Origin of the sequence: Comamonas thiooxydans (assembly GCF_002157685.2) — a bacterium.
GTDB lineage: Bacteria > Pseudomonadota > Gammaproteobacteria > Burkholderiales > Burkholderiaceae_C > Comamonas > Comamonas testosteroni_H.
Window position 1 is genome coordinate 3097499 of the sequence record NZ_AP026738.1, and the last position, 26217, is coordinate 3123715.

Consider the following 26217-nt stretch of genomic DNA (forward strand, 5'->3'; position numbering starts at 1 on the left):
CGATATAAAGAAGTATATTATTTATATAATATAATTAATATTAAAATAATAGAATTTATAGCTCTTTTAAAATACGATATATCTCAACATAAAATTTCTAAATTTTAGAAGCGAACAAATAAATAAATGGTATCTTCGGTCGAAATAAAATATTAATTTATTGAATGACCAGATTACAAAAATGTAATATAAATGTCAGCCTCATGTTATCTCTGCGTATCTACAGTAATTTTAGCTTCTTTCCTCAAGATTAAATTCTCGAATAAGAAGTGTAAAAATTCAATATACGCAGAAATCACTAAAAATGGAAACAAGCCTATCCAACAAATCCTATGAGATGGCTCCAGAGGTAAAAAAAGCTTGGGTGGCAATCGCTCTTTTAATAATAATTGAAATCGCGGCTGCCAGTTTTGGATACGACGGAAGAAAAATATTTCAGATTACAGCGCTCCTTACCCCAACTTTACTTCTCTTACTGGTTCCAATAAAAAGTAATCACATTAACTTAATAAGACAAGTTTTTGTATGGATTATTTTTCTTATTTTTATACTTGACTCAATAGTCAGAATACATCTTTTTTCGAACTACGACGCAGCACCAGATAGCTCCATGATTGTGGGAGCAGTTGCAAATACAAATAAAGAAGAAGTAAGAGAATATATTTTTTCTCAGTCTCGCTATTTTTGGGCATCATTATCTATATTTCTAATCATAGCATTATTTTCATTCAAAATCACCCAACAAGGTATCAGAAATAAGCATCGCTCATCGAAGATACATAAATTCATTCTTATCTTAGCTATTTGCATTTCTATGGTGGCTTATGCTAGTAAGCCTTGGCGAAGAATTAATCCATTTATATTCTGGAGTCAGTTTGTAGAATCGGCAATAGAGACAAAAGAAAGCTGGAGAACCTACGATCAGGCTCGTAAAGATGCGTTAGAACTCGCCAAAGGAAAGAACCCAGAGGTTGAGCGGATGGGTAGCTCAACGATTGTCCTTGTAATATCTGAAAGTATAAATCGCGACAATATGAGCCTATATGGATATGAAAGGCAAACCACACCAAACCTCAAATCCTTACAAAGCTCATTAGGTAATAATTTTTTCTTTATCAAAAATGCTTGGTCGACTGAAGCGACAACTATTCCTTCGCTGGATAGCATGATGAACTTCAAATCAAGTAACGCCAATGAGAAACTTAATTTGATTGCGTTAGCAAAGGCTGCGGGCTATAAGACCTGGTGGATAAGCAACCATGACGATATAGCGGTAGCACAGAAGCTAGCCGCTTTTTCGGACGTAGTTGTAATGGAAAACAATAAACCCGGAAGATCAAGTAATTCATTGGATGAGGTCTTGCTTCCTCCATACGAAGCTGCATTGCAAGATCTCACTCCTCGGAAATTAATCATCCTACATATGCTTGGAGCTCATCCACATTACAGACTCAGATTTCCTAACGATCAAAATTCATTCAATGAAGACAGTATCACGAGGAAAATGGCTGAAGCAGAAAAGCCTGCTTGGGTAAGAGAATTCCGGAATGAATATGACTCCGCTATCCTATACCAGGACAAAATTGTGGGTTCTATTTTCGAAAAAGCGACAAGTTCAAATTTTCCCTCTGCAGATTTCCGATCAGTAGTTTACGTTTCCGACCACGGCCAAGAGGTAGGACACTCAACGAATAGAGTGGGACATAGTCCGAGCACAGAGTCCGGTTACAAGATACCGGCGGTATTTTGGGTTTCAGATGAACTGATCAGCACTTCTCAGGAAATGTCAAATATTTCATTCCGAGCTGATTGGCTTGCTTGGACAGTTTCCGATTTATTGTCATTAAAATGGGATGGAAAAATTCAATCAAGGAACATTTTCTCCAAAGAGTACAAATTTCACCCCCCGGAGATCAAATCTTCAATGACAGAAGCAATAAAACACTAAATAATTATCAGATTTAGAAAAGCGTGAATATGTGCATGCACATATTCACGCCAACTAAAAACTTTGAGTGTTACCCTGCCATAGCTCGATTGCGGGATTCACGCTGCTCGGGAGACTCCTTCAACAACTCATCAATGATCTGCTGTCGTGCTTTCTCTGAGCTTGATACCGGTGTATTACCGGGGTACTTCCCTGAACGCATCCGGGAGTCACCTCCCTCAACAACTGCCTGAGCGGCTTCTGCATTTATTTCTTTGCGAGACTTCACACTTTTAAAGTGTTCGGGATGAGTTACCACACCGCTTTCATTGTTTGCAGAATGCCAATATTCACTTGCCGATGCAATGCCTGGTATTAGCAAGGAGGCTGTGATCATTGCCGAAGTGATAAAAGTCGTTGACAAATTACGACGTAACATTATAAAGCTCCTATAAAAATTACATACTTCCTGAAGGCTTATTCCGTCAAGGAAGATATAAAAATTTTATAGCGAGCCAAATTACATATTTCAGTCATTATTATGACAATGTAGTCATCTTTGAGATTAATAACAATCTACATGCATGCAACCCTCTGAGAAATTAATACTTAAAGAGCTCCGCCAAATATTATGAATGGTCAGAACCAACATAATTCTTACAAGAAAATGATAAATTCGTCATTTTCTAATATAAAAGATTCTTAAAAATACTGATTATGAAGATACTAGTTGTTGAAGATGAAGTAAAGCTCGCAGAATACCTTGTCAAAGGGCTTGCAGAGGAAGGCTTCGTCGTCGATACAGCTCACAACGGGATCGACGGCTTACATTTAGCAATAGAACTTGACTATGATCTTGTCATTCTCGATGGAATGCTTCCCGGCATTGATGGATTAGCTGTTTTAGCCGCCCTAAAGCGCGAGAAGCCGACACCCGTTCTGATGCTCACAGCTCGCGGTCAGATAGAGGACCGGGTAAAGGGACTCCAAAGCGGTGCCGACGACTACTTGGTGAAGCCATTCGCATTCTCCGAGCTCGTGGCACGCATGCATGTCTTGCTTCGTCGAAGTAATTTGCACATGACGTCAGGAAGCTTTGAAGCGACTAACCTAGTCTTTGCCGATCTAGAGATGGATTTAGTTCGTCGCAGAGCCATTCGCTCGGGACAGAGACTTGAGCTTACCGCCAAGGAGTTTAATCTTCTCAGCTTACTACTTCGCAGACAGGGAGAGGTTTTGTCACGCACTGAGCTGGCATCGCAAGTATGGGACATGAATTTCGACAGTGAAACTAATGTTGTTGAAGTCGCTATACGCCGTCTTCGACTGAAGCTGGATCAGCCATTTGGACGACCACTTCTTCACACTGTGCGTGGAATGGGCTATGTGCTTGAGTCTCGTCCTGTATGAATACCAAATCAGTACCACACTTAGCTGGCCGCCTAGCTCGTGTACTTGCACTTCAAACCATCGTAGGCCTCGGACTTGTCTGTATCGCTGTCTACTTGGTCATATCAATCACATTGACTGAACGGCAGCAAGACACTTTAGATCACAAACAAACAGCGATTGAAATCCTATTGAAACAAGGTCGTGCGCTGCATTCTTCCGAAGCCATCAAACATTTGCTCAAAGACTATCTCACGGGTCATGATGAGCTATCTCTAAAGCTCGTTTCCGTTGCAGGAGATAACATTGTTGAAGTTCCACGCGGATCTGAAAATGCTGGCCATGTTTTGTCGCGCCGATTCACGGTGAACGTTATTGCGGAGGGTCGCGGTGTAGAGCCTATGCAGGCAATTTTGCTTCTCGACCGCAGACCAGATGAGCGATTGCTCAGCCGTCTTGGATGGACTCTTGGACTCGCTGCTGTAGCGGGGGGACTGCTTGTGTCACTTGCAAGCACATGGCTAGTAAGAGTTGGTCTAAAGCCCTTGCGCTCGCTGGTGGAGCAAACGCGCAACCTATCCGCAAACGACCTAAATCGGCGCCTTGATGACAGTCATCAACCTCAAGAGCTGAGGCCTTTGGTAGCGCAGTTCAATGCTTTACTAGATAGGTTGGCTAAGGCATATCAGCAAATGGAAGCTTTCAATGCGGACGTAGCACATGAGCTAAATACGCCTCTGACGACCCTCATAAGCAGCAGTGAGCTTGCCCTGCGTAAACCACGTAGTGGGCCTGAGTTGCAAGAGGCACTAGCTTCAAACCTTGAGGACCTGCGACGGATGGCCGGTATCGTCGCCGATATGCTATTTCTATCCAATGCAGACCGAGGGGTTGAAGCAAGACGCACGAACGTGGACAGCTTGGCAGAGCTTGCTTTCGAAGTGGCAGAGTTCCACGAAGCGGCAATACAAGAGGCTCAACTTCAAGTTGTGATTGTGGGCGATGCCTCCGCCACAGTGGATGCACGATTACTGCGACGAGCACTGTCCAACCTCCTGGGCAACGCAACTCGTTATGCAGAAAGAGGTTCGACAATTCAAGTTGAAATTGCGCGCAGCAATGTAGACAGCTCGATTCGCATCGCGGTGATCAACAATGGGACTGAAATCGACCCGATACATCTGCCTCGATTATTTGACCGGTTCTATCGGGCAGACTCCTCCCGCACTCAAGCGAACCACAACCATGGCTTAGGTTTGACTATCGTAGCGGCGATTGCTCGAATGCATGGTGGAACTACTTTCGCCACTTCGAGCAACAGAACCACCACGATCGGAGTCAGCTTCTCTTGAAGCTCACACAATCAATTGCTTGACGAGCTTGGCTGTCTAGGGGTCCGCTTAGCGAGCGCCCCTCCGAGCTCAAGACGCAGTTCATAAGGGGGAATTAGACGTCAAGCCGGAACATAGAAAGACTGATGCAAGCCTGCTCTGACATTGAACAGTCCCTTCAGACACCAAAAAGCTGCACAGCATCCACAAAGAAGTTGGGGAATCTCACGACCCTATAATTCTTCGACTATGCCCCGCCGTCTGGCCTTAATGTGCGTAATGCTGAGTATCTTTTGGCAAGCCCTTTCGGTGGCTGGCCAACTGCCCGTATTCGCCTCTCACGAGGAACTTGAACACGCTGCAATGCACCTTCAAGAGGAAGGCCACTACCATCATCATGATGGCGAGCTAGAGTTCGATGACTCCTCGAACTCTAGATTGCACTTGATGGCCGACGCGATGCCGCTAGGGGCTTTTCAAGCAAGTTCAGTGGGTGTTCCAGTGCCTGACTGGGAAAACATCCCGCCAGACGTGACTCCTGCATCTCTCATTCCAGATCCCATCCTGGAAGGTCTGCGGCGCCCGCCCAAACAGACAGCCTAGCTCACTTTCACCATAGGTCGGCTTCAATAGTTTGAAGTCACTCCTTCGTTCGTGCGTGCTTTAGTCATCGCGGTATCTTGCGAGGTATTGCATCGCACTCAGAGCATCTAGAGGCTTTGTGAACCCCAAATTCAAATGGAGGCTCTGCATTCTTGCAGGGCTGACATTGGCGTGCCCTTCATATGCACAGCCAATGGAAGGCGTTGCTGCGTCAAATTTGAGCGGCAACACTCAAAATACAACCCTGGCGTCTGCCGTTGAGGCAGCCTGGAGCCGTGCCGTAGCCTCTGCTGAGGCGGCAGGCATTTCTCGGCAGGCTATCGCTGAACAGAAAGCGTCAAGCACGCTCTGGGCTGCACCACCCTCAGTTGAGTTGAGTCACCGAAACGATCGCCTGCAAAACAACAACGGCGTCCGCGAAACGGAAGTAGCGCTGGCAGTCCCTATCTGGCTCCCCGGGCAGAAAAGTGCCAAGCAGTTGGCCGCAGACTCGCTGTCATCACTCTCTCTAGCTGCTGAGGCCGAAGGGAAGCTACGTATTGCAGAGATAGTCCGTGAGCTGCATTGGCAGATTGCGGAGCTGCAGGCCAGCCAAACGTTGTCGAAACAACAGACCAGCATTTTTGCGGCCATCGCATCCGACGTGGATAAACGTGTCAAAGCTGGCGATCTGGCGAAAGCAGATGCCTTGGCCGCCCAAGGCGAGCTACTAAGTGCACAAGCTGCCGAGTCGCAGGCAGAGACTCAGCTGAACGCCGCTAAGCGCCAGTGGACAGCTCTGACCGGCCTGGCTCAGACGCCCGACGCGACCTTGTCGAATGTCGAAAGCGCATCTCCTCGCAAGCTGGATAAGCACCCTGAAATACTGCGTGTGGAGCAGCAAGTAGACCTGGCTCAAAAGCGTTTGAATTTGGTCCTCAAATCAAATCGAAGTGCTCCAGAGTTGATCACCAAACTCAGGCAGGACCTCCCAGGCCGCAGCCAGGGCTCAGCCTACAGCTTAGGCCTAGCAGTCCGTATTCCATTCGGCACAGACGATAGAAACGCGCCATTGCAAGCTGCCGCTTGGACTGAGCTGGAGGTGGCACAAAGTAAGGAACAAGTGCTTCGAGCTCAGTTGTCTGCTCGCATGGAGAGCGCAAAAGCTGCAGCACAAGCAAGCCAGTTGCAGCTGCAAAAAGGGAGTGAAAAAGCCACTTTGCTCAACGAGAGAGCCAAGTTGATTCGAGCCTCTTTCAATGCAGGCGAAACATCTCTCCCAGAACTCCTGCGCGCCGCCAGTGCTGCTGCTCAAGCCGACTACAGCGCTGCTCGCCAGGAAGCCGCATTTGGCCTCGCACGTGCACGCCTTCAACAAGCCTACGGACAACTGCCATGAATTCCCCGCTTTCAATTCCTCGCGTTGCTAAACGTTTGTTCTTACTGAGCAGCCTCGCTCTTTCTTCGGGGGTCGCTCTCGCAGCCCCTGGCGCACACGGTCCCAATGGCGAACACTTGGACTCAGCCCCAACCGCTGGAGCTAGCTCCTCTGCACCACGGTTTGAGGCTAAGTCTGAAAGCTATGAACTGGTTGGGCGTCTCCAAGACGGCGAGCTCTCCATGTTCATCAACCGATTCGCCACCAATGAGCCTGTAGATCAAGCCAAGGTGGAAGTCGAGCTAGGCCAACTGAAAGCCCCCGCGCCATATAACTCGGACCAGGGCGACTATGCCGTGGCTGACGAGAAGTTTCTGGCAGAACTGAGAAAAAAAGGTGCTCATGCGCTGGTAATAACAATTCTGGACGGCAGTGACTCTGACCTTCTAGATGGGACCTTAAATGTTGCGAATGCTGCAATGCATGAACCAGCACATTCACATACCGGCGATAACGCCCTGATTTTGGGTGGTTTGATGTTTGTAGCACTTATGTTGACAGGTGGCCTCGGCTGGCTTATTGGCAGCGCCTCTCGCAACAACACTGCAAAGAGAGATGCCCAATGAAGCGATTTATCCTCCTCTCAACACTTGCAATCACATCTGTGGCTCAGGCTTCTCCCGGCGCTCATGGTCCCAACGGAGAGCATCTGGATACGGCCTCGGCCACTCCATCGGCAGCAGGTTTGAGTCGCCTGCCTGATGGCAGCGTCAATGTGCCCATGCTGTCCCAGCGTCGATTGGCAATTCGCACGGAAATTGCCTCGATGTCCGAAGCAAGCGCAACCATCGAACTGCCAGCCAAAGTCATTGCAGACCCCAATGCCAGTGGCCTGGTTCAGACGGTTGTGGGCGGAAAGATTGAGGCCGGAGCTCAAGGCTTGCCGTTCGCTGGCAAGACTGTACGCAAAGGGGAAGTCTTAGCGGTTGTGGCCCATCACGCTGACCCCCTGGCCTTATCTGGGCAACGTTCCCAGTTGGCCGAGCTCAGAGGTGCCCGAGAAATTGCACAAAAGCGTGTGGAGCGGCTTAAAGGGCTTGAAGGCACTGTCCCGCGCAAAGAGATTGAAGCAGCTCAGACAGAACTTTCAAGCCTGAGGGCGCGTGAAAGCGCAATCGGTGGCGGCCTTGCTGCCAAGGAAAGCGTAGCGGCTCCCGTCTCAGGTGTAATCGCCAGCGCCAACGTAGTGCTTGGCCAGGTTGTCGAATCCAAGGATGTCTTGTTTGAGATCACCGATCCAGCCAAGGTCATGGTGGAAGCGACAACGGCCGATCCTGCTCTAGCAGCCAACATCAGTGCAGCAACGATCAAAGCGACGCCAGGTGTCCGTTTGGAGCTCATTGGCGCTGGTCGTAGCTTGCGTGATGGAGTATTGCCGCTGACTTTCAAGGCGGTCGCGTCCGATGGTACGCAACAGCTACCGATTGCTATTGGCCAACCTGTCACCGTGATCGCCAACTCCAAGCAAAGTGTCAAAGGCTTTGTTCTTCCCGCACAGGCGATCACCCGCAATCCGGCCAATGAGCCTGTCGTCTGGATCAAGTCAGGAGCAGAGCGCTATATCCCGCAACCCGTGCAGTACCAAGCACTGGATGCGAGCAGGATCGTTGTCACCAAGGGGCTTGGCGATGAAAACCGGGTCGTGGTTCAAGGTGCGGCGCTGATCGCACAAATCCGCTGAACTGTGAGGTGACACATGTTCAACTGGATTGTTCGCAACAGCCTGCATAACCGGCTGTTTGTGCTGGCGTTCGCTGCGATATTGATGGTCTACGGGATCATCACGGCGGTCAAAACGCCTGTTGACGTCTTCCCGGACCTCAACAAACCTCTGATCACTGTTTTGACCGAAGCCGGGGGCATGGCCCCCGAAGAAGTCGAGCAGCTGGTGACTTTCCCCATTGAAACAGCATTGAATGGCATGCCGGGGGTCACTCGCGTGCGCTCCATGTCCGGGGTCGGTTTGTCGATTCTCTATGCCGAGTTTGACTGGGGAACTGACATCTACCGCAATCGCCAGTTGGTGGCGGAGCGGCTTGCGCTCGTACGCGAGCGACTTCCCGCTGATGTGGTGCCGGTGATGGGCCCTGTGTCCTCCATCATGGGTGAGGTCATGCTGCTGGCCCTGCCCTTGAATGTGAGCGAAAAAGGCGCATCGGCCGCAACCCCCATGCAGGCTCGGGAGTATGCAGACTTTGTGCTGCGCCCCCGCTTGTTGGCTGTCCAAGGTGTTTCGCAAGTCATTCCCATTGGGGGTGAAGTACGTCAATTGCGTGTGGAGCCTGACACCGCCCGGATGGCTCAGTTCGGCGTCACCCTTTCTCAGCTTGAAACGGCTCTCAAGGGGTTTGCTGGCAACGCAGGCGGTGGTTTCATCGACCTCAATAGCAAGGAATATCTGATCCGCCACATTGGGCGTACCAACAAGGTCGAGGACCTGCGGTCCGCTGCAGTGGCCTGGCGCGATGGCCGTCCGATCCGCCTGGAGCAAGTTGCCAATGTCCGCTTCGCTGCGGCCATGAAACGCGGTGACGGTGGTTACAACGGCTCTCCTGCGGTCATCGTCAGCGTTCAGAAGCAGCCTGAAGCCGATACGGTTCGTGTGACCCGCGACATCGAGCAAGCCCTTCGCGAGCTCGGTAAGGGCCGCCCAGAAGGAATCAATGAACCCAGAGCCTTGTTTCGGCAGGCCGACTTCATTGAAGCCTCTATTGGCAATGTGACGGAAGCACTGCGTGACGGGGCCGTCATGGTCGCCATCGTGCTGTTTGCCTTCCTGCTTTCAGCCAGAACCACGTTGATCTCACTGGTCGCCATCCCGCTGTCACTGGCTGCCACGGCATTGGTATTTCACTGGCTGGGCCAATCAATCAATGTGATGACCTTGGGTGGACTTGCCATTGCCATTGGCGAGCTGGTTGACGATGCGGTGGTGGACGTAGAAAACATTCTGCGCAGACTCAAGCAAAACCGAGAGCTGGAGCACCCGGTGCCGACGCTTGAGGTTGTCCGCAAAGCCAGCGTGGAAGTCCGCTCCGGTATCGTCTATGCCACGGCCATCGTGGTGCTGGTGTTCGTGCCGCTGTTTGCCCTGCCAGGGGTTGAAGGCCGCTTGTTCTCACCGCTGGGGATCGCCTACATCATCTCCATCCTGGCTTCCATGCTGGTGTCGATGACGGTGACGCCGGTGCTGTGCTCCTACCTCCTGCCAAGGATGAAGCGCATCGATCATGGGGACAGTCCCATCGTCAAACGCCTCAAGCACTGGGATGAAAAGCTGCTGGCCTGGTCTTTCCCAAGAGGCAAGGCGCTGATGGCTGCGGCCTTGGCCGCAGTAGTGATTGCACTAGCCAGCGTTCCCTTCTTCCCAAGAGCGTTCCTGCCAGCCTTCAACGAAGGCTCTCTGGTTCTGGGCATGGTGTTCAATCCGGGGACGTCATTGGCAGAGGCCAATCGAATGGGCTCCTTGGCTGAGACCTTGATCATGGAAGTGTCGGAGGTTACTCAGGTCGGGCGCAGAACAGGTCGAGCCGAGCTGGACGAGCATGCAGAAGGCGTTCACTCTGCCGAAATTGACGTGGACCTGAAGCGCAGCGAACGCGACCGTGAAGCCGTGATGGCCGATATTCGCGCCAAGCTGTCCGTGCTGCCCGCACAAGTCGCCGTAGGCCAGCCGATTTCTCACCGCCTGGATCACTTGCTGTCCGGTGTCCGGGCTCAGATCGCCCTGAAGATCTCCGGTGACGATACCGACACGCTGCGTGGCCTGGCCGAGCAAATGCGGCAAAGCCTCTCAACCATCCCTGGCCTGGTTGACCTGACTGTCGAGAAGCAGGTGCTGATTCCTCAGATTACTGTGCGTCTTGATCATCAGAAGGCTGCCCAGGTGGGGCTGGCTCCCGGAGAGGCTATTCGGGTGCTGCAAGCGCTGACGGACGGTGCTCATGGTGCACAGATCGTGGATGGCCCTCGTCGCTACGAGCTGGTGTTGCGTTTGCCTGATGAAGGTCGCAGCCCGCAAGATCTGGCTCGAACCCTGATCGACACGCCGGCTGGCCGGATTCCTGTCTCCGCTATTGCGACGGTTTCCGAGACAGATGGACCCAACCAGATCGGCCGGGAAAACGGCCGCCGTCGCATCGTTGTCTATGCCAACACGGACGGCTCAGACATGAGTCGTATCGTGCGTGACATTCGTGCGGTGATCGATCGCACCCAGCTGCCGACCGGCAATTCCATCTCCCTGGAAGGCCAGTTCCAAGCTCAGGAGCAGGCGACGCAAAAGATTATCTGGCTCTCTCTGATGTCGCTGGCATTGGTGTTCCTGGTGCTGTACACGCGCTATCGCTCGACAACGCTGGCGTTGATCATCATGGCCAACATTCCCTTGGCACTGGTAGGCAGTGTGATTGCCATGTGGCTTTCAGGGATCACGCTCTCCGTGGCCTCCATGGTTGGCTTCATTACCTTGACGGGTATTGCAGTTCGCAACGGCATCCTCAAGGTGAGCCACTACATCAACCTCTGCAAGTTTGAAGGGGAGCAGTTCGGCCAACCCACGGTTGTCCGAGGCTCGCTGGAGCGCTTGACGCCTGTGCTGATGACTGCGCTGGTAGCTGCGTTTGCCCTGACGCCGTTGTTGCTGTCGGCAGATGCTGCAGGCAAGGAAATTTTGCACCCAGTCGCGGTGGTCATCTTCGGTGGCTTGGTGAGTTCCACACTCCTCGACACACTGCTGACTCCACTGATGTACCTGGCATTTGGCCGAAAAGCCACCGAGAAGCTTCTGGCTCCCAATCCAGATGCCGAAGGCACGCCTGAGCAACAGGAAGCGTTTTAAAGCAATTACGGGCTTTGAGGCGCAGCCCTTGATGCGCCTCGCTTTAGCTAGGAATAGTTATGAAAAAACTGCTGTCTGCAGCTGTCCTGGGCCTTTCTCTGATCAGCATGAACGCCATGGCTCATGGCACTGCCAAGCCTCAGCACGGAGGCATTGTCCAATCGGCCAGCGATCTGTCCTTTGAGCTGGTTCCACAAGCCAATGGTGCTGCCATCTACGTAATCGATCACGACGATCCTGCTGACGTGAGCAAGATGGGCGGCAAACTGACTGCGCTCAATGGTGCGGAAAAATCTGAAGCCGACATCAAGCCTGCCGGTGGCAACAAACTTGAAGCAACGGGTATTAAGGTTGCCAAAGGCAGCAAAGTCGTTGCGACCATCACCGGCGTTGAGGGCCAAACTGTCACCGTGCGCTTTTCGGTGAAGTAATACCCAGCTCGACTAAGCATAGGTAAGACGAGGTAGTTATGAATGTTTTGGCAAACCGTGGAGTTGTCGCCGCACTCAGCGCAGCAGTTCTATTTGGAGCAGGTACACCAGCAGTCAAGATGCTGCTGGAGCATGCCAGTCCCTGGTTGATGGCAGGCATTCTCTACCTCGGCTCTGGCATCGGCTTGCTGATCTACAGGCTGGTGACGAAAGCTCCTGCCGTAACCCTGAAACGTAGTGAGATGGGGTGGTTGGCCGGAGCCGTCGTAGCAGGCGGCATGATGGGTCCGCTGCTCTTGATGACAGGCTTGTCCGGGATGGCAGCAACCGATGCCTCTTTGCTACTCAATGCAGAGGGGGTGCTGACGGCTGTTCTGGCCTGGTTTGTGTTCAAAGAAAACTTTGATCGCCGTATCGCCTTGGGTATGGTGGCGATCGTCGCTGGTGCGGTCGTGCTCAGCTGGCCGAGTCAAACGGGCTCTGCGAGTCTTTGGCCCACGCTTGCAGTGCTCGGTGCTTGTCTGTCCTGGGCCATTGATAACAATCTGACCCGTAAGGTGTCGATTGCGGATGCCTCGTTCATTGCAATGATGAAGGGCTTGGCTGCGGGGGCCACCAACTTGTTGCTGGCTTTGGCAACTGGTGCTGTCTGGCCGTCACCAGGAGTCGTGGCCTTAGGCACAGTGATTGGCTTCCTGAGCTATGGCACAAGCCTGGTCTTGTTCGTGATCGCCTTGCGCTACTTGGGCACTGCTCGCACTGGAGCATATTTTTCTATCGCACCGTTTTTTGGAGCCATTCTGGCGATTTTTCTCCTGGGAGAGCCGGCATCGCCTCGATTGCTCATCGCAGGCGTTCTGATGGGAATCGGGGTTTGGTTACACCTTACTGAAACCCATCAGCACGAGCACACCCATGAGCAAATAGAGCATAGCCATGAGCACGAACATGATGAACATCATCAGCATGTCCATGCGGACGGGTCGACGCCAACTGGTAAGCACACGCATTTGCACACTCATGAGCCTATGACACACAGCCATGAGCACTTTCCAGATATTCATCATCAGCACAAACATTGATGTTTGAGGCATTTTCGGGGCTATCTGCTCTCAGGCAACCGTTGCTTTTACAACGGCTTTTTTGATGAAGTTCGGAATGATTTTGTAGAGATCGCTACAGCATTGCAGCATTCATGACAGCACTCTAAGCTGCTGCCATGACTCTCACTTCGGACTCTTGGCTGGCTTTGATCATCAGCCTCCCCGCCTCAAGCGCTACGCCGCGCATGCGGATTTGGCGCGCCGTGAAGGCATTGGGCTGTGCCGCCCTGCGCGATGGTGCCTATCTGCTTCCAGCGCAAGTTGAGCAAGCTGCGCAATTGCAAGCCCTTGCCGACGATGCGCTGCAGGAAGGTGGCCAAGCCTGGCTGCTGCAGGTGCAAGCGCGCGATATAGCCGAACAAACCACTTTCCAGGCGCTGTTCGACCGAACGGTCGACTACGCCCCCTGGCTGGAAGAACTGGCGCAAGCGCGCCAGACACTCTCCGTCATGAGCGCGACCGAGTTGGGGCGTCTGCAGCGCAAGCACGCGCGGACCTATGAAGCCATCCGCAGGATCGACTTCTTCCCTGCAGAAACCTCGATCCGCGCCGAAGCCCAGTGGCGGGACTTCAACAACGCCATCGAAGCCCTGCAATCGCCGGGTGAGCCACAGGCAATCGCCGGACACATTGCCCGACGTGATCGCATGCAGCACCAGGGGCGTCTCTGGGCAACACGCCGCAATCTCTGGGTAGACCGCGTGGCCAGTGCCTGGCTGATCCAGCGCTTCATTGATCCCCACGCACGCTTTCAATGGCTGGACACCCCGGCTGACTGCCCACCTGATGCGCTGGGTTTCGACTTTGATGGCGCGACCTTTTCGCACGTTGGCGACCGGGTGACCTTTGAGGTGCTGCTGTCGAGCTTTGGCCTCGACAGTGATCGAGGACTTTCCCAACTGGGCGCCATGGTGCATGCACTTGATGTGGGAGGCACATCCACGGCCGAGGCTGCGGGCTTCGAGGCTGTGCTTGCAGGTGCCCGCAAACGTTGGCCCGACGACGACTCACTCCTTGCAGACATAGGCGGGGTACTGGACTCGCTTCACGCCCATTTTTCCAGCCCACGCAAGCCGTAGCACTCAAGCACTTCAGAAACGAACATGAACAACCTCAACACAACGGTATTAGCCGATACCAGCCCCCCTGGCTACACACTCTGGCAGCTCGTGCGCTACATGCTGGCTCTAGGAACCTGGGGCTTTGGAGGCCCCGTGGCCTTAGCGGGTTATATGTACCGCGATCTGGTCGAAAAGCGCCAGTGGATCACCGATGCCGACTACAAGGAAGGCTTGGCCCTGGCCCAGTTGATGCCCGGTCCGCTGGCCGCACAGTTGGCGATCTACCTAGGCTATGTCCACTTTCGGTTTCTAGGTGCCTCTCTGGTAGGGATCGCGTTCGTCCTGCCATCTTTCTTCATGGTCGTAGCTCTTGGTGCAGCCTACGTGGCCTACGGTGGCATTGGCTGGATGCAGTCGGTTTTCTATGGCGTAGGGGCTGCGGTGATCGGCATCATCGCCATGAGTGCCTACAAGCTGACGACAAAGAGCGTTGGCAAGGACAAATTGCTTTGGGTCATCTTCCTGATCAGCGCCGCCGTCACAGTGATCAATAAGTCGGAAGAAATTTGGCTCTTTCTTGGTGCGGGTGTACTCGTATGGCTCTGGAGAGCACCTCCCTCCTGGCTGACCCGTAAAAGCGGCCTCAATGGCGTTGCTATGCCGTTGGTCGGAATGTTCGCACTCAGCACCGTCGACTGGACCAAGCTCAAACAGATCATCCTTTACTTCGCCTATGCCGGTAGCTTCGTTTTTGGTAGCGGCCTGGCGATCGTTCCCTTCCTCTATGGTGGCGTCGTCAAGGAGTATGGCTGGCTAACAGATCAGCAATTCGTAGATGCCGTGGCCGTGGCCATGATCACGCCCGGTCCTGTGGTCATCACCACTGGCTTCATCGGCTATCTGGTCACGGGCTTTTGGGGTGCTGTAGCAGCAGCTGCAGCTACGTTCGTGCCTTGCTACTTGTTCACGGTGATCCCTGCGCCGTACTTCAAGAAATACGGCAAACGCCCTGACGTTATCGCCTTTGTGGATGGCGTCACTGCCGCCGCCATCGGCTCCATCGGGGGCGCTGTAATCGTCATTGGCCAGCGCTCTATCTCCGACTGGATCACCGCCGCATTGGCAATTGCCACCGCAGCCATCCTGTGGCGCTTCAAGAAACTCCCTGAACCCGTCATCGTGGTTGCGGCAGCACTTATAGGCTTGGTCATCCATCCGCTGGTCGCACACGGCTAATGCTCACCTGGATCTCAGCTGAATTTGCCACCCCACATCCGCCAACCTCCGAGGAGCATTCCCATGGTTCTTCAACTGCGCCCGCTCACCATCGATCCAGCTTCGCTCAATGGTCTGTCTGAAAAGTTGATCGTTAGCCATCATGCGAACAACTACACCGGCGCTGTCAAACGCTTGAATGCCATCCGCCAGCAGTTGTCGCAGCTGGACTGGCCATCGGCGCCCGTGTTCACGATTAACGGCTTGAAGCGCGAGGAGCTTATCGCCGCCAACTCGGCCTGGTTGCATGAGTTGTATTTCGACATCCTGGGTGGAAACGGAGTGCTGCCGGATTCAGAGCTCTCAGCCGCCATAGCACGTGATTTCGGCAGTGTTGACCGTTGGCGGGCAGAGTTTTCCGCGCTGGCCAAGGCGATGGGGGGAGGCTCGGGCTGGGCGCTGTTGTCGTGGTCTTCCCGGGAGGGCCAGCTAATCACCCATTGGGCTCCAGACCACACGCATCTAGTGGCTGGCGCCACGCCCATATTGGCCCTGGACATGTACGAGCATGCGTATCACATGGATTTCGGCGCCAAGGCTGCAGCCTATGTAGACGCATTCATGCAGAACATCCACTGGGAAGCGGTGATACGTAACTTCAGAGCCGCAACAGAGGTCTCTCGTACCACTGGCGTCTAGTGGGAAGCAAAGGAGTAGCACCATGAAATGGATAACCCGAGAACGCCCGAAGATCGATCGCATCGCCTGCCCCTGGCTGATTGCGCGCTTTATCGATAAAGAGCCCGAGTTTCTCTATGTGCCGGCTAGCGAGGTATTGAACTCCGCCAGAGCCACGGGTGCCATCCCCTATGACATCCCAAATGTCGAGCTAAGCCATGTGGGGGAGCTGTGCAGCTTTGATGCCTTTATGGCGAAGTACGGCCTGGATTCACCAGCATTGCGCCAGCTGGCTGAGATCGTGCGCGGTGCCGACACATCTCGACTCGACCTAACACCGCAGTCGGCCGGGCTCTATGCGCTATCGCTGGGTCTATCCCATAACTTCGATGACGATCACGAAATGCTCAAGCATGGGCTCGTGATGTACGACGCGCTCTATACATGGTGCCGCTCTTGCCAGACCGAGACACACCGTTGGCCGCCAACCCTGACCGACTGACCACCTGGACCGTGACTATCAAAATGTTTGCCTTCTCCCTACGGTCCCAGGTCCGTCATAACGCCTGGAGCTCCCGACTCGTCCTCGCCACATGTGTCCAGGCCATGAGCTTGGCCGCTGCTTCACCATCAGTTGGACATGGCGAGCTCACCGGCTCGCAGATCCACGCAGCAATCGTCGGCAAGTACGTGACCGACGAACACCATTGGGTGTCACAAATACTTTCCCAATGGACGCGTTGAGCGGTTGGAGAACGAGCGATTGAAGTCAGCACGCTGGTCCATAAAAAACGACCGGCTGTGCTTGCTTCAACCTGAGATCAGCAAGGTCGAGCCGATCTGCTACCGCGTGGTGCGCGACGGGCAAGAGTTGCAATACTTAGATGACAGCGACTATGTGGCGTTCCGTGGCGTGGTGAAGCCCATGCCCAAAAGTGAGTAAGGCTGAATGAGGGCATGCATGCGCTCTCTCCATATCCTCCGTTACAGGAAATCGCTACTATCGTGGTCGTTTTCTACGGGAGGTCGAGTGGCGCCAACGGGGCGGCTTGACCGGGTAGCGAGATCCACTGGTTTCGTCATCTTGCTCATCGCGTTGATCTTTGGCGGACTCTTTTTGGTAGGTTCGACTCCACTAGAGAGAACTCAGTTTCGTTAATGCCTACCTTCCCCAACTGGTTGATGAAGTCGTCAACGAGCTCTAAAGCCCATAGTGCCTTTAGGTAAAACCCAAATTGCACCCCTGGGTGGCCGGCCTCCATCTTTACGACGGTGTTCAAAGACATCTGAGTGGCATCGGCGAGATGTTGCTGGGTCATCTCTCGAATACGACGAGCCATTCTGATCTTTTTTCCCATAAGCAGTGCGGCATCTTCTGACTCAAGGGGCAGCATCGCGGTGTCGGAGGACTTTTTCATAAGCTATGTGGAAAAAATTACCTTTTAAATAGTAATTAAGTCTAATTTTTACCACTTAAAGGAAAGTTTATTGATTCAATTTAGGCAGAAACCTGCCTTGTGCTCGCATCTTGGCTGGAAGGGAGGCTGCACCAAATTTCCCTTTAAATGATATGCAAACCATATAAATAACAATTAAAGGCAAATTTACATACACAGTAAGCGGCAGATGCGTCTTCGGGGCAAGGCTTAAACCAAACAGCCTCTGCGAAACCAGGTGCGATTCAACGCTGAGCTTTAACTTCACTTGACTGCAGCATCAAATCAACGCTTACTAACCTCCATGGTCGTCACAACAGACCGATTGGCTTGATTGAGACTGCTCGCGCTCACAGCAAAGCCGTAGATATTGTGTAAAGCCAAGACAACGCCGCATGATCGCGAATAGCCGCCCTCACAATGGACAACCACGGTCCTGATCTCCGGCGCCAGAGCCTGCACGAATGCATGGATATCCTTCGCCTGCTGGAGCGTAAAACCGTCCTTGATTTTTGCCTTCGCTCGCGCAGAAATCTCCGTGTCCAAAAAATCGACGTCGGCAAAGCTCAGCCGCAAAAGCTGGGTAAATCCATGTACTTCAGCAAGGGCTCGCTCAGGAGCAGTGATCGAAATCATCGCCACTGTACCGAGCGGTGGAAGTTGTTCTGCCACCTGTCTTGAAACAGCAATTGCCTGGCGAACGCCTGATGGTGGTTTATATAGAAGACCTATGACTTCCTTCAGCGACTGACCCACTTTTCATCCCCCTTGCAGCGTGCATCCAGGGCACACTTATTTACGCATATCCCGAAGCGCTCTCCTGTCGCTACGTGATCCCTTCTGGATCGATAGATCCATACCATCTACTGAAGATCAGCGGCTCGCTCATATCAAGAGCCGAGTCGCGATGGAAAGCCGAAGGTTAGTGGAGCCCGTTTAAGCAGCTCATGGACAGCTGACGCCGCCCCTGAGACGCTGCGTCGTTGGCACCTGGTGAGCCTGAAGGCGGCTTGAGATCACAGCGTCATAGGGCGAAGGTGATCCGCTGCAGACCAAGTCGAACCTGCTCTACAACTGCCGGATCCGCCAGACCTTTTTCAGGATGTGATCTGACAAGCTTGTTACGACACCAAGCGGGCCACTGCAAATAGTCATCGTCAATCGCAAGCCAATCAGATGGACGACGACGAAACACATCAGCCCAGACCTGCATACCTCGGTAAGCTGATTCGAATTCGGCCCGATTCATTTGACTGTGAAAGGTTGCCCCGACGACCCTAGTGCGAAGCTCAAGAGGCAGACGACGCGCGGCACCATGACAACCGTACTTCATGGCCCAGGAAGTAGACAGGACGATGCGGACTGCGGGATGAGGCTCCAAGAGCTCGACAAGCAGAGGAGCATGTTCGAATAACCTGTCTCTAGAAGATGCGTCTAGGTAGGGCCCTTTTGACGCTGACCAAAGCACATTATGGTGATGTAAAACCCCGTCGAAATCGAGGTACAGTACCGGCCCGCAACCAGACAAACCTAAAGACTCTGACCTATTGATGTACATGTTCGTCATGGCAGATCTTCTTCGGAAAAGTGCAATTTTTCAGTAGCAGCCGACAATCAGGCCCTCAATACTTCAGGCTCTCCAGCTGACCTACAGAGATCTAAAGTGATCTTTTAACTTACCCATAATCCACAAATTTTCGTCTGCAGTTAGACCCCAAGGCTTTTGGGACAACGATTGTGCAACTGCTTTAAGAAGCGCCTCCCAAGAATGCGATGGTTCTTTTTTCCGCTCACAATAGGTCACAAGCTGATCTACAAGATCTTTGCAGACATCATAACGTTGATAAATCTCATCTTCATCAGGCTGATCAAGATAGTAACGACCATCAATTTTGACAACACTTAATTTTGGCTGTGCGCCAGAGAGTGCGCTGAAACTATGCTGCCTCGGAAAATCTGAGGGTACTTTGTTCATGATTTAGATCTGTCTGTAAGTGGAGCTTCTGAATTCAACGTGCATAGCGCCTGAAGTCACGCCTCACACGCCACTTCTAAGAATATTTTCGAACTTCTCAATAAGCGTTGCATAACCAGAGTGATTAGGAATTCCTTGACGACGAGACAAGATTTCTGCATCCACATATGCATGGAACAACTTCAGCCCTTCGTCGATATACCGCTCCTCAAGTAATTTCGGCGATGCAGGACGAAGATTTGCTAGAGACGGGTGTCTCCATAAGAGCGCGAAAACCATTGCTACTGGGGCAAGGGCATTTCGTCCTAGGTTACCTCTCAACAATGAGACGCTGTCGAACCCTTGCAAATTTGGAAGGCATTTAGCAAGCGCAGCAAGTTCATCCAACGTGAAGTTTGCAAGGGGCTGATGCAGCCAATTTTTCGCCTGCATTTTGCTTAGAGCCTCTGAGTAAGTTAGACCAACCGAGTGCTCTGCTGTCGTTGACATCGCTGTATTTCTCTATGAACTCAAAGGTAGTAGATAGCTTCGGAGATGCCGAGCCTGCGGCACAGCTCTGCCAGCAGCAAGCTGGCTTCAACCTCTCTCAACAATCCATGATCTGCTTCGTTAAATAGCTTCTTCAGCTTCTGTCATTGAGCTGGCACGCCAAGGCCAATGCTACTCAATGCAGCTAGTGCACTGAGGAGGCACAACGATAGCTTTAGTCAAATTGTGCCATATATGTCAGTGCCATATAAGAAGTAGTCACATAAGAAGTCGACGTGCAAGAGGTGTTACAGGAACATGTGATCATGTATGTTCCGAAGCTCCCAAAGCAAAAAACGACTGTCTCTACGAAGGAGCTACTCGCCAAGAATCTTGTGTATCTGCGTGCTGAACGTAAGATGTCCCAAGAGGATCTCAGCTACCTGGCGGGACTAAGCAGAACAGTTGTTAGCCACATTGAACGCAAACAACGCAACGTGACCCTCGAAACTTTAGAGGCTCTTGCAGCGGCCCTCAACGTCCCTGTTCGTGATCTGCTCGAGGAATCCATTCCGAATCAATTGCCGCCAGCCAAAGAATGATGGCCCCCGGTTCGACAGAGGCTTTAGCGTCTATTTGGAGCCGCCATCTCTACAGCTTGAAACAAGCTTGCCTTAGCTACGCCACCCAATTTCAGCTTTGTCAGCAAAGCGATTCTTAGGTTATCCCTGGCGCACAGGGATGAATCTACAGGGCCTCGTTCATCGCTCTAATGACGTCGGCCAAGTCGCTGTCATAGCTGTCTCACTTGATATCAGGGGAGAGATCGACGGTGATCACGAGTCGTTCGAAGATGCCAGCTTGGGACTTTTCTTAGGCAGGACTACGCTGTCGCCAACCTGGAACGGCCGGGCATGTAGAACCTGGTCGGCCACAACAAGCGCAAAGTCCGTAAACATCGGACCTCCCACGACGGCCTGCGATGTGCTTGCAATGACCTATCACGTGTCACCAGCCTTGCCTAGCAGTGAGCTTCCTTGAGCCACGAACCTTGTTGTCTCACCAAGCACAGACCCACCGATTGCGAGTACGTAGCTTTCCGCACGACCTAAGATACCTGACCCGGATCTTAGAAGTTGATAACTATCTAGCTAGACCGACTTAAACTCATTTTCTAATCCACATGCATGAAAACTAGCTGGTCTGATTAATTATTTTTTTGAGGGCCTTAAAATATTGACTCCTGCCCCAAATGAAGCCACTACTCCCTCAAGTTTAGCGACCAAGAGAACAAGACGAGCATTCTCACTTGCTAGACCTCTGTTTTGCACACGTAGCTCTTTTACTTCTGTGCGAAGTTCATCAGCCCGATTTTGTGCTTTCTTAATTGCGGACCGTTTAACCTCAAGCTGCTGTTTCGGCCCCCGCCCACTGGCGTTTCGAATCTCATCAGCAATATCCGAATATTTAGTGTGTATGAGGGTGTGACTTACACCTACTTCACGTGCAACAGCGCTAATAGATGGTCCATTTTTTCCTACCCGATCAGCATCGCGTTTAAGCTTTTTGAAAGCCAACTGTAGGCGCTCCCGCGTAGTACGTGACTCAGGCATTGTGCAACCCTCCTTCTGCGTCTATAAGTTGCGATAAGACTTCCTCTGCCAAAGCAAGCCCTTTTGCAGCTTTTGCCAATCCTCCTGGACCAATGTCTGTAGCATTTAGAAGCTCATTATGCTGTGCACGAAGCCCGCCCCATACTTCCGTGAAACTATTATCAATAACTGCATTTCCACAGTTCGCACACGTAGGCGCGTCAAATAGTCCATAGCCTCCGCAGTCTTGTGCTTCTGCAAGACACCAACTATGGCCGGTGCTACGAATATGCAAGCCTTCTCTGATGCTATCAACAAAATCACGCCTACTTTTGAAGAAAATGGGTTGATGATGCTTTCCCGCATAACTACGAATGCGCTTACCAAGGCCACCAGCAAGAGGCGTAGAAGCCTCCATCCAATGGTCCACTAGCGCAAGGTCAAAATAATCTTCTTCGGCTTCAATGAGCTCATAAAGTTCGCGATCCGTATCCGAAAGAGATGCATACCAATCGGTCATCAGCACACTAGCATGCTTAAAATGATGCTGCAAAGTGACCAAATCAATACGTACTCGTTTATTAAGATGCACTACGATTACCGCATACGTTCTCCGAAACCGATGCGTGCTCAATGGCGACTTCAATAGTATTCCCTTACGAACAGCAAAGGCATTTAACTGTTTATTGTGCGACCGAGTTGTGACGGAGAAATTTTCAACAGGAGACTCTAATAAAAATAGTCTATCGACATTGCGTTCAAGCTCAAGGACTTCCGCTGCTAGTTGCCCACGAGAAATCAAATCCGTCGATTCGGAGAGCTTCCTTCGTGTCGTGATTAGTTGGTTAGCTAAGTCTTGACGAATAGGTAGTGAATGATGCTCCAGAATATCCACGGCCATCTTTGCAATTTCGGGAGCAAGCCATCGTGCTGGGCCATCACCAATTTTCCGAGTTGTCGATTTTAGCCACCAATAGGTCTCTCCGTCTTTTACTTCAGGATAGATGCATCCAACACGCAGATCTCCAAGCTCGTGTACTCTGCAGCCAGTCGTCATTGCCAATATAATGTAAGCAGCAGTCCGAATGTCAGCTAACGCCGTTTCAAATTTAAATGAAGAACTGAACCCAGCGGCGCGCACAGCACGACGCTTAACAGTTGCCCCCCATTGCTTTCTGGTAATATCTCCCTCGGCCAATCCCCACTTCGATTCCAATTCATCTCTGAGTTTCAGCAAGCGGGGTGCATCTTCAAGTTGTAATATGGCGGCACCAAACAATCTAGCGGCCTCGCCCAGGGGAATTAGCTCAGTTTTACGTTCTTCATTCGCTCCTGGCTCCCAGGTTGGTCCTATTATTTCAAATCTAAGCGCAGTAACTGCGTCAGCTGAAAAGCTCTCAATCATTGCATGCCTTAAATCATAGACTTTACGTAGCAGTGAAATATGAGTTGCTAATGTTCGATCACGGACACCGCTATCTCGCAAAAACTGGATATATCTAGACAAATCAAACGCGGTGACACGGCTAAATCCATTTACTCCAGCTGCATTACACCATTTTGCAAACGAATTGAGATTAATACTTTTTTTTGGGATAGTAGCCGGATCAAGTTGGATTCCTCCCAGAGGTTTCCTAAATGTAAAAGCTGCTATAGCACTCTTCATGCAGGATAGCCATTCGACTGGCGTCTTGTTCCAATCGATTTCTTTCTCAACCCTGGATCTATCTGGATGTGGCATAAAAGGCGTGTAGTTCCAGATTTTATCTCCGTAAAATGAAAGGGGCACTTCGTCGCCATTAGAGAGGCGTATATATGAAACAACAAGTTTATCTAATTTTTCAGGAGCCAAGTGCATAGGCTCCGAACATGCTTGATAGGATTGGCTAATCATAGGATGGACCTCAATGCCTCCAGCACGCTTGGGGAACGCCACATAGGATGGGGCTCCAATCGAGAAAAATCCTTCGCTTGCGCAACAACACTGGCATCAAACCTAGGTGCAATATCGCGATCAATAACTCTTACAACCCACCCGAACAACTTATTCCAAGCATCAGGTCCAATGCGGCTTCTCAGCGAAAATAGAGCCCAATAAAAGCTGAAAAGCTTATATAAATCATCTTGGACGATTACTTGAGATTTACATCGAAAACATGACAGAAAGTCTACACACGGCTCACCGTTTCCAGGAGCCAACTCACCGTTCAACGCATCTCGACAACCTGAGTGTGGTGTAGCATCACGCTTAACTGAGGCCCCAGAAAGAGTTTCAACAAGAACCTCGCCCGCTAGTCGGTGTTCTTTAAGCATTTCAGGTGTCACGGCAAGATACCTCTCAACTGAACCTGGGGTACTGGATGCGCTCCTTGCCGTGGCAAGTAGGTCTCCGCGCGATGCCCTCCATATCCTGTTTATTTTGGTATTGCGGAACAACTGACTAGTCATCTTTAATCGAGTTCCATCATCCCGAAGTAAGCAGTGCCGGTCGGTAAATTGATCTGCAATGGAACTGAGTGTCCCAGTGTCCAAACCCAAAACCCGTTGATCGCGCTCATAAACCCAAAGTTTGTCTTCGAGAGAAGTTCCAATAGCACGCTTTGCAGCGGCTGCAGAAAGATGAACCACGCGTTCACAGAGCTTAAAGACATCTAATGAGACAATCCTTGTTTCAGAAGGCTCAATTGGAGTCTTGCTGAAAGCATCAGCGCGTCGCTTGAAAGTAATCAAAATTTTCCGATTCACCCGTGGATGATTAATGAAGCACCTTTCTAGGTTCCTGGACATTTCAAGAAGGGGAGTTGGATTGATGCCTGTTTTTAGAAAAATTGCAAAAATGCATAACCCAAGGCGAGTAGATTCTGCCCATGCAGGATGTGTTCCGTCGAAAACCTGTGCAACCTCGATCGACAGTGGCCTGAGAATACGTTCCCGCTCGGAATCAGAGAGTGGCTGGATGTAGTGACGACGATTTTTCGGATCTGTAGCACCAGGGAATGGATTTCTACGAAACAAATCTTTCGCCAAAATGAGTCGACGATCCACGAGCGCTTCAAGCACTGTCTTGACTTTCTGATATACCGTACGCGAGGTGTTCCTTGACCAGACCTCTCCATTTTTTTTCACTCGCGTATTAAGCCATCCGCAGAAAACCTCAATCAACTCTGAGTTAATGTTCCCCAAGGTTGGCGGATTGCCATACTGCGCGGATTCAATGCAAAACCGAAACCAACATCTAATTCCAGAACTTGCGATGGTGTTAAGTGCATAAGGCTCCGGAACGCCTTGAAGCGACATCAGCCTCAATTCCTGCACAATTGCAGAAATACTATCATCGAAACCAAATCCAAAATACTCTCCATAATCATAGTTGACTTCACGTCCGTTAGGAAGCTCAAGCGACAATGTCGCATACTTACTTTTCAAATCGGGCTTGGCATTCGGAAAAATTGGCGTAATAGGAATGAGATCTTCCCCATTTACTTTGAAGTCTTTCTTTTTGGCCATCTTAACACCTCACTTCTCGTTAAGATATCCGAGCACTAGGGCATCAATTTCTGACTGATAGTTTGTCCCATAACTATCATCAATCGCATCGAGGTGATCCACATAGCGCGATGTTGTGGTGATTGACGAATGTCCAAGTAAGTTTTTCAAAATAATCAACGGCGAACTACGAATTTTTCCGGCACTTTTTAAATCTTGAAGCGAAGAAAGAGTGTGTGTCGCAAAAGTGTGACGAAGCATATGAGGGTGAATATGAAATCCTATTCGCCGACCAAGCCGATCAAGAGGCGCAACTAACCCATCATCAACAAATGGTTTTCCGAACCTATTGAGAAATAAATTATTACTATCAGGAGCTAGACGTTGCAATCTTGGCCGGATTCCCTCCCGATATTGCCAGAGTATATTCATACAACCCACAGATACTCGAACAGTCCTCCTCTTGTTATTCTTTACATTCATATCGGAAGGATCGAGATTTACAGAGACAGTCTTTACTTTCGATGAAAATTTACTGCAATCAACAACGTATTTCTTGGGAAATGAAACAAGCTCCTCCGCACGCAAGCCAGTATTCAATCCGAGATAGAGCACCGCCCTGTGAGTAGGATTATTAGCACCCGACAAAACAGTTTCAATTTGGCCTCTAGTCAAAACCAATAATGGCTCATCTGGCTCAGGTAAACTCAAACTAGAAATCTTCCGTATCTCGCCCTCTGCTGAATTATGGGAGAATATTCCACGATTTTTATGTGCTCGTATATCAATACGCATACTAGGCATCTCGGTAACTAACCCGACTTGAAGTGCCCATGTATAGAAGCGCTCTACCGTTGCTCTTTTTTCATTGATGTAGCGCCCCTTATTACCCACGCTCTTTTTGCACCAATGTACATAGTGGGCAAGTGATGATACGTCACCACTTCCTTCGACAGGAATTCGATCCCAGCTTAGATTCTTTCTAGGTTCCAGATAACCGAAATAATCATAGAGGTGGCGGCCATAGGCCTCCCAGGTCTTTAAGTCTTCTGCTCCAACCCGGCCAATCAGGTAATCCACAAAAAACCGGAGCGCTACCTCGACTATGTGTCCTTTGGAGTCAACAAGAATCGGGAATCCTTCATAGGATTGCCCGCCAACCTCAAAGCTGGAGTCACTGAGATAAAGCCTCACAGATTTTTCTCCATTTGCCACTTGATTCCTGCCACCGAACCCAGACCACAATAAGTCCTTTGGAAGTCTAC

Annotated in this window: 25 protein-coding genes; 15 read left to right on the forward strand and 10 right to left on the reverse strand. The window is 51.1% G+C overall.

Annotated features, from left to right (window positions below):
• Positions 1-304 precede the first annotated feature (304 nt).
• Positions 305-1948 (forward strand): phosphoethanolamine transferase, encoded by a 1644-nt coding sequence (locus CTR2_RS14200; RefSeq protein ID WP_140401031.1) that lies wholly within the window; start codon positions 305-307, stop codon positions 1946-1948.
• Positions 1949-2018: 70 nt separating this feature from the next.
• Here the strand turns inward: CTR2_RS14200 and CTR2_RS14205 are convergent, their stop codons facing one another.
• Complete coding sequence (locus CTR2_RS14205) at positions 2019-2366, reverse strand: hypothetical protein (protein WP_087083241.1); 348 nt, start codon at positions 2364-2366, stop codon at positions 2019-2021.
• A 278-nt stretch (positions 2367-2644) separates the two neighbouring features.
• Between CTR2_RS14205 and CTR2_RS14210 the strand changes: the two genes are divergently transcribed.
• From CTR2_RS14210 to CTR2_RS14270, 13 genes are all read left to right on the forward strand, one after another.
• Positions 2645-3337, forward strand: coding sequence for a heavy metal response regulator transcription factor (locus CTR2_RS14210; protein ID WP_019042599.1), 693 nt, complete (start codon positions 2645-2647; stop codon positions 3335-3337).
• Positions 3334-4668, forward strand: coding sequence for a heavy metal sensor histidine kinase (locus CTR2_RS14215; protein WP_087083240.1), 1335 nt, complete (start codon positions 3334-3336; stop codon positions 4666-4668). The genes CTR2_RS14210 and CTR2_RS14215 overlap by 4 nt, the downstream gene beginning before the upstream one ends.
• Positions 4669-5443: 775 nt before the next feature.
• Positions 5444-6628, forward strand: a complete 1185-nt coding sequence (locus CTR2_RS14220) for a TolC family protein (protein WP_087083239.1) — start codon at positions 5444-5446, stop codon at positions 6626-6628.
• 221 nt (positions 6629-6849) lie between these two features.
• Positions 6850-7233, forward strand: coding sequence for a hypothetical protein (locus CTR2_RS14225; RefSeq protein WP_254913333.1), 384 nt, complete (start codon positions 6850-6852; stop codon positions 7231-7233).
• On the forward strand, positions 7230-8348 hold the full coding sequence (locus CTR2_RS14230; protein WP_087083238.1) for an efflux RND transporter periplasmic adaptor subunit: 1119 nt from the start codon (positions 7230-7232) through the stop codon (positions 8346-8348). The genes CTR2_RS14225 and CTR2_RS14230 overlap by 4 nt, the downstream gene beginning before the upstream one ends.
• 15 nt (positions 8349-8363) lie before the next feature.
• The gene (locus tag CTR2_RS14235) at positions 8364-11507 is read left to right on the forward strand and encodes an efflux RND transporter permease subunit (RefSeq protein ID WP_087083237.1); all 3144 of its coding nucleotides are present in this window, start codon (positions 8364-8366) and stop codon (positions 11505-11507) included.
• Between the two features lie 59 nt (positions 11508-11566).
• Positions 11567-11938 carry a hypothetical protein gene (locus CTR2_RS14240; protein ID WP_019042592.1) on the forward strand — a complete coding sequence of 124 codons (372 nt, stop codon included), beginning with the start codon at positions 11567-11569 and terminating at the stop codon, positions 11936-11938.
• A gap of 38 nt (positions 11939-11976) precedes the next feature.
• Positions 11977-13020 (forward strand): DMT family transporter, encoded by a 1044-nt coding sequence (locus CTR2_RS14245; protein ID WP_087083236.1) that lies wholly within the window; start codon positions 11977-11979, stop codon positions 13018-13020.
• A 137-nt stretch (positions 13021-13157) separates the two neighbouring features.
• Positions 13158-14120 (forward strand): chromate resistance protein ChrB domain-containing protein, encoded by a 963-nt coding sequence (locus CTR2_RS14250; protein WP_087083235.1) that lies wholly within the window; start codon positions 13158-13160, stop codon positions 14118-14120.
• Positions 14121-14144: 24 nt separating this feature from the next.
• Positions 14145-15338 carry a chromate transporter gene (locus CTR2_RS14255; protein WP_087083234.1) on the forward strand — a complete coding sequence of 398 codons (1194 nt, stop codon included), beginning with the start codon at positions 14145-14147 and terminating at the stop codon, positions 15336-15338.
• Between the two features lie 63 nt (positions 15339-15401).
• Entirely contained in the window at positions 15402-16016 is a 615-nt protein-coding gene (locus CTR2_RS14260) for a superoxide dismutase (RefSeq protein WP_019042584.1), read from the forward strand.
• A 22-nt stretch (positions 16017-16038) separates the two neighbouring features.
• On the forward strand, positions 16039-16497 hold the full coding sequence (locus CTR2_RS14265) for a chromate resistance protein ChrB domain-containing protein (protein WP_087083233.1): 459 nt from the start codon (positions 16039-16041) through the stop codon (positions 16495-16497).
• Positions 16498-16758: 261 nt separating this feature from the next.
• On the forward strand, positions 16759-16938 hold the full coding sequence (locus CTR2_RS14270) for a hypothetical protein (protein WP_254913332.1): 180 nt from the start codon (positions 16759-16761) through the stop codon (positions 16936-16938).
• 145 nt (positions 16939-17083) lie between these two features.
• Here CTR2_RS14270 and CTR2_RS14275 read toward each other — a convergent pair whose 3' ends face one another.
• From CTR2_RS14275 to CTR2_RS14295, 5 genes are all read right to left on the reverse strand, one after another.
• Positions 17084-17413 (reverse strand): helix-turn-helix domain-containing protein, encoded by a 330-nt coding sequence (locus CTR2_RS14275; RefSeq protein ID WP_019042581.1) that lies wholly within the window; start codon positions 17411-17413, stop codon positions 17084-17086.
• A gap of 303 nt (positions 17414-17716) precedes the next feature.
• Complete coding sequence (locus CTR2_RS14280; protein WP_087083232.1) at positions 17717-18187, reverse strand: hypothetical protein; 471 nt, start codon at positions 18185-18187, stop codon at positions 17717-17719.
• Between the two features lie 268 nt (positions 18188-18455).
• On the reverse strand, positions 18456-18998 hold the full coding sequence (locus CTR2_RS14285) for an HAD domain-containing protein (RefSeq protein WP_310220555.1): 543 nt from the start codon (positions 18996-18998) through the stop codon (positions 18456-18458).
• Positions 18999-19079: 81 nt separating this feature from the next.
• A complete protein-coding gene (locus CTR2_RS14290; protein ID WP_140401030.1) occupies positions 19080-19406 on the reverse strand; it encodes a hypothetical protein in 327 nt (108 codons plus the stop codon).
• 63 nt (positions 19407-19469) lie between these two features.
• On the reverse strand, positions 19470-19895 hold the full coding sequence (locus CTR2_RS14295; protein ID WP_140401029.1) for a hypothetical protein: 426 nt from the start codon (positions 19893-19895) through the stop codon (positions 19470-19472).
• A gap of 305 nt (positions 19896-20200) precedes the next feature.
• Here CTR2_RS14295 and CTR2_RS14300 point away from each other — a divergent pair, with 305 nt between their 5' ends.
• On the forward strand, positions 20201-20476 hold the full coding sequence (locus tag CTR2_RS14300; protein ID WP_019042577.1) for a helix-turn-helix domain-containing protein: 276 nt from the start codon (positions 20201-20203) through the stop codon (positions 20474-20476).
• Positions 20477-21085: 609 nt separating this feature from the next.
• Here the strand turns inward: CTR2_RS14300 and CTR2_RS14305 are convergent.
• From CTR2_RS14305 to CTR2_RS14320, 4 genes are read right to left on the reverse strand one after another with little or no spacing between them, the layout of a single operon-like run.
• A complete protein-coding gene (locus CTR2_RS14305) occupies positions 21086-21487 on the reverse strand; it encodes a TetR family transcriptional regulator (protein WP_140401028.1) in 402 nt (133 codons plus the stop codon).
• Positions 21480-23360 (reverse strand): tyrosine-type recombinase/integrase, encoded by a 1881-nt coding sequence (locus CTR2_RS14310; RefSeq protein ID WP_080571260.1) that lies wholly within the window; start codon positions 23358-23360, stop codon positions 21480-21482. Before CTR2_RS14310 ends, CTR2_RS14305 begins: the two co-directional genes overlap by 8 nt.
• Entirely contained in the window at positions 23357-24973 is a 1617-nt protein-coding gene (locus tag CTR2_RS14315) for a hypothetical protein (protein WP_140401026.1), read from the reverse strand. The genes CTR2_RS14310 and CTR2_RS14315 overlap by 4 nt, the downstream gene beginning before the upstream one ends.
• 9 nt (positions 24974-24982) lie before the next feature.
• The gene (locus CTR2_RS14320; RefSeq protein ID WP_140401025.1) at positions 24983-26167 is read right to left on the reverse strand and encodes a tyrosine-type recombinase/integrase; all 1185 of its coding nucleotides are present in this window, start codon (positions 26165-26167) and stop codon (positions 24983-24985) included.
• Positions 26168-26217 lie beyond the last annotated feature (50 nt).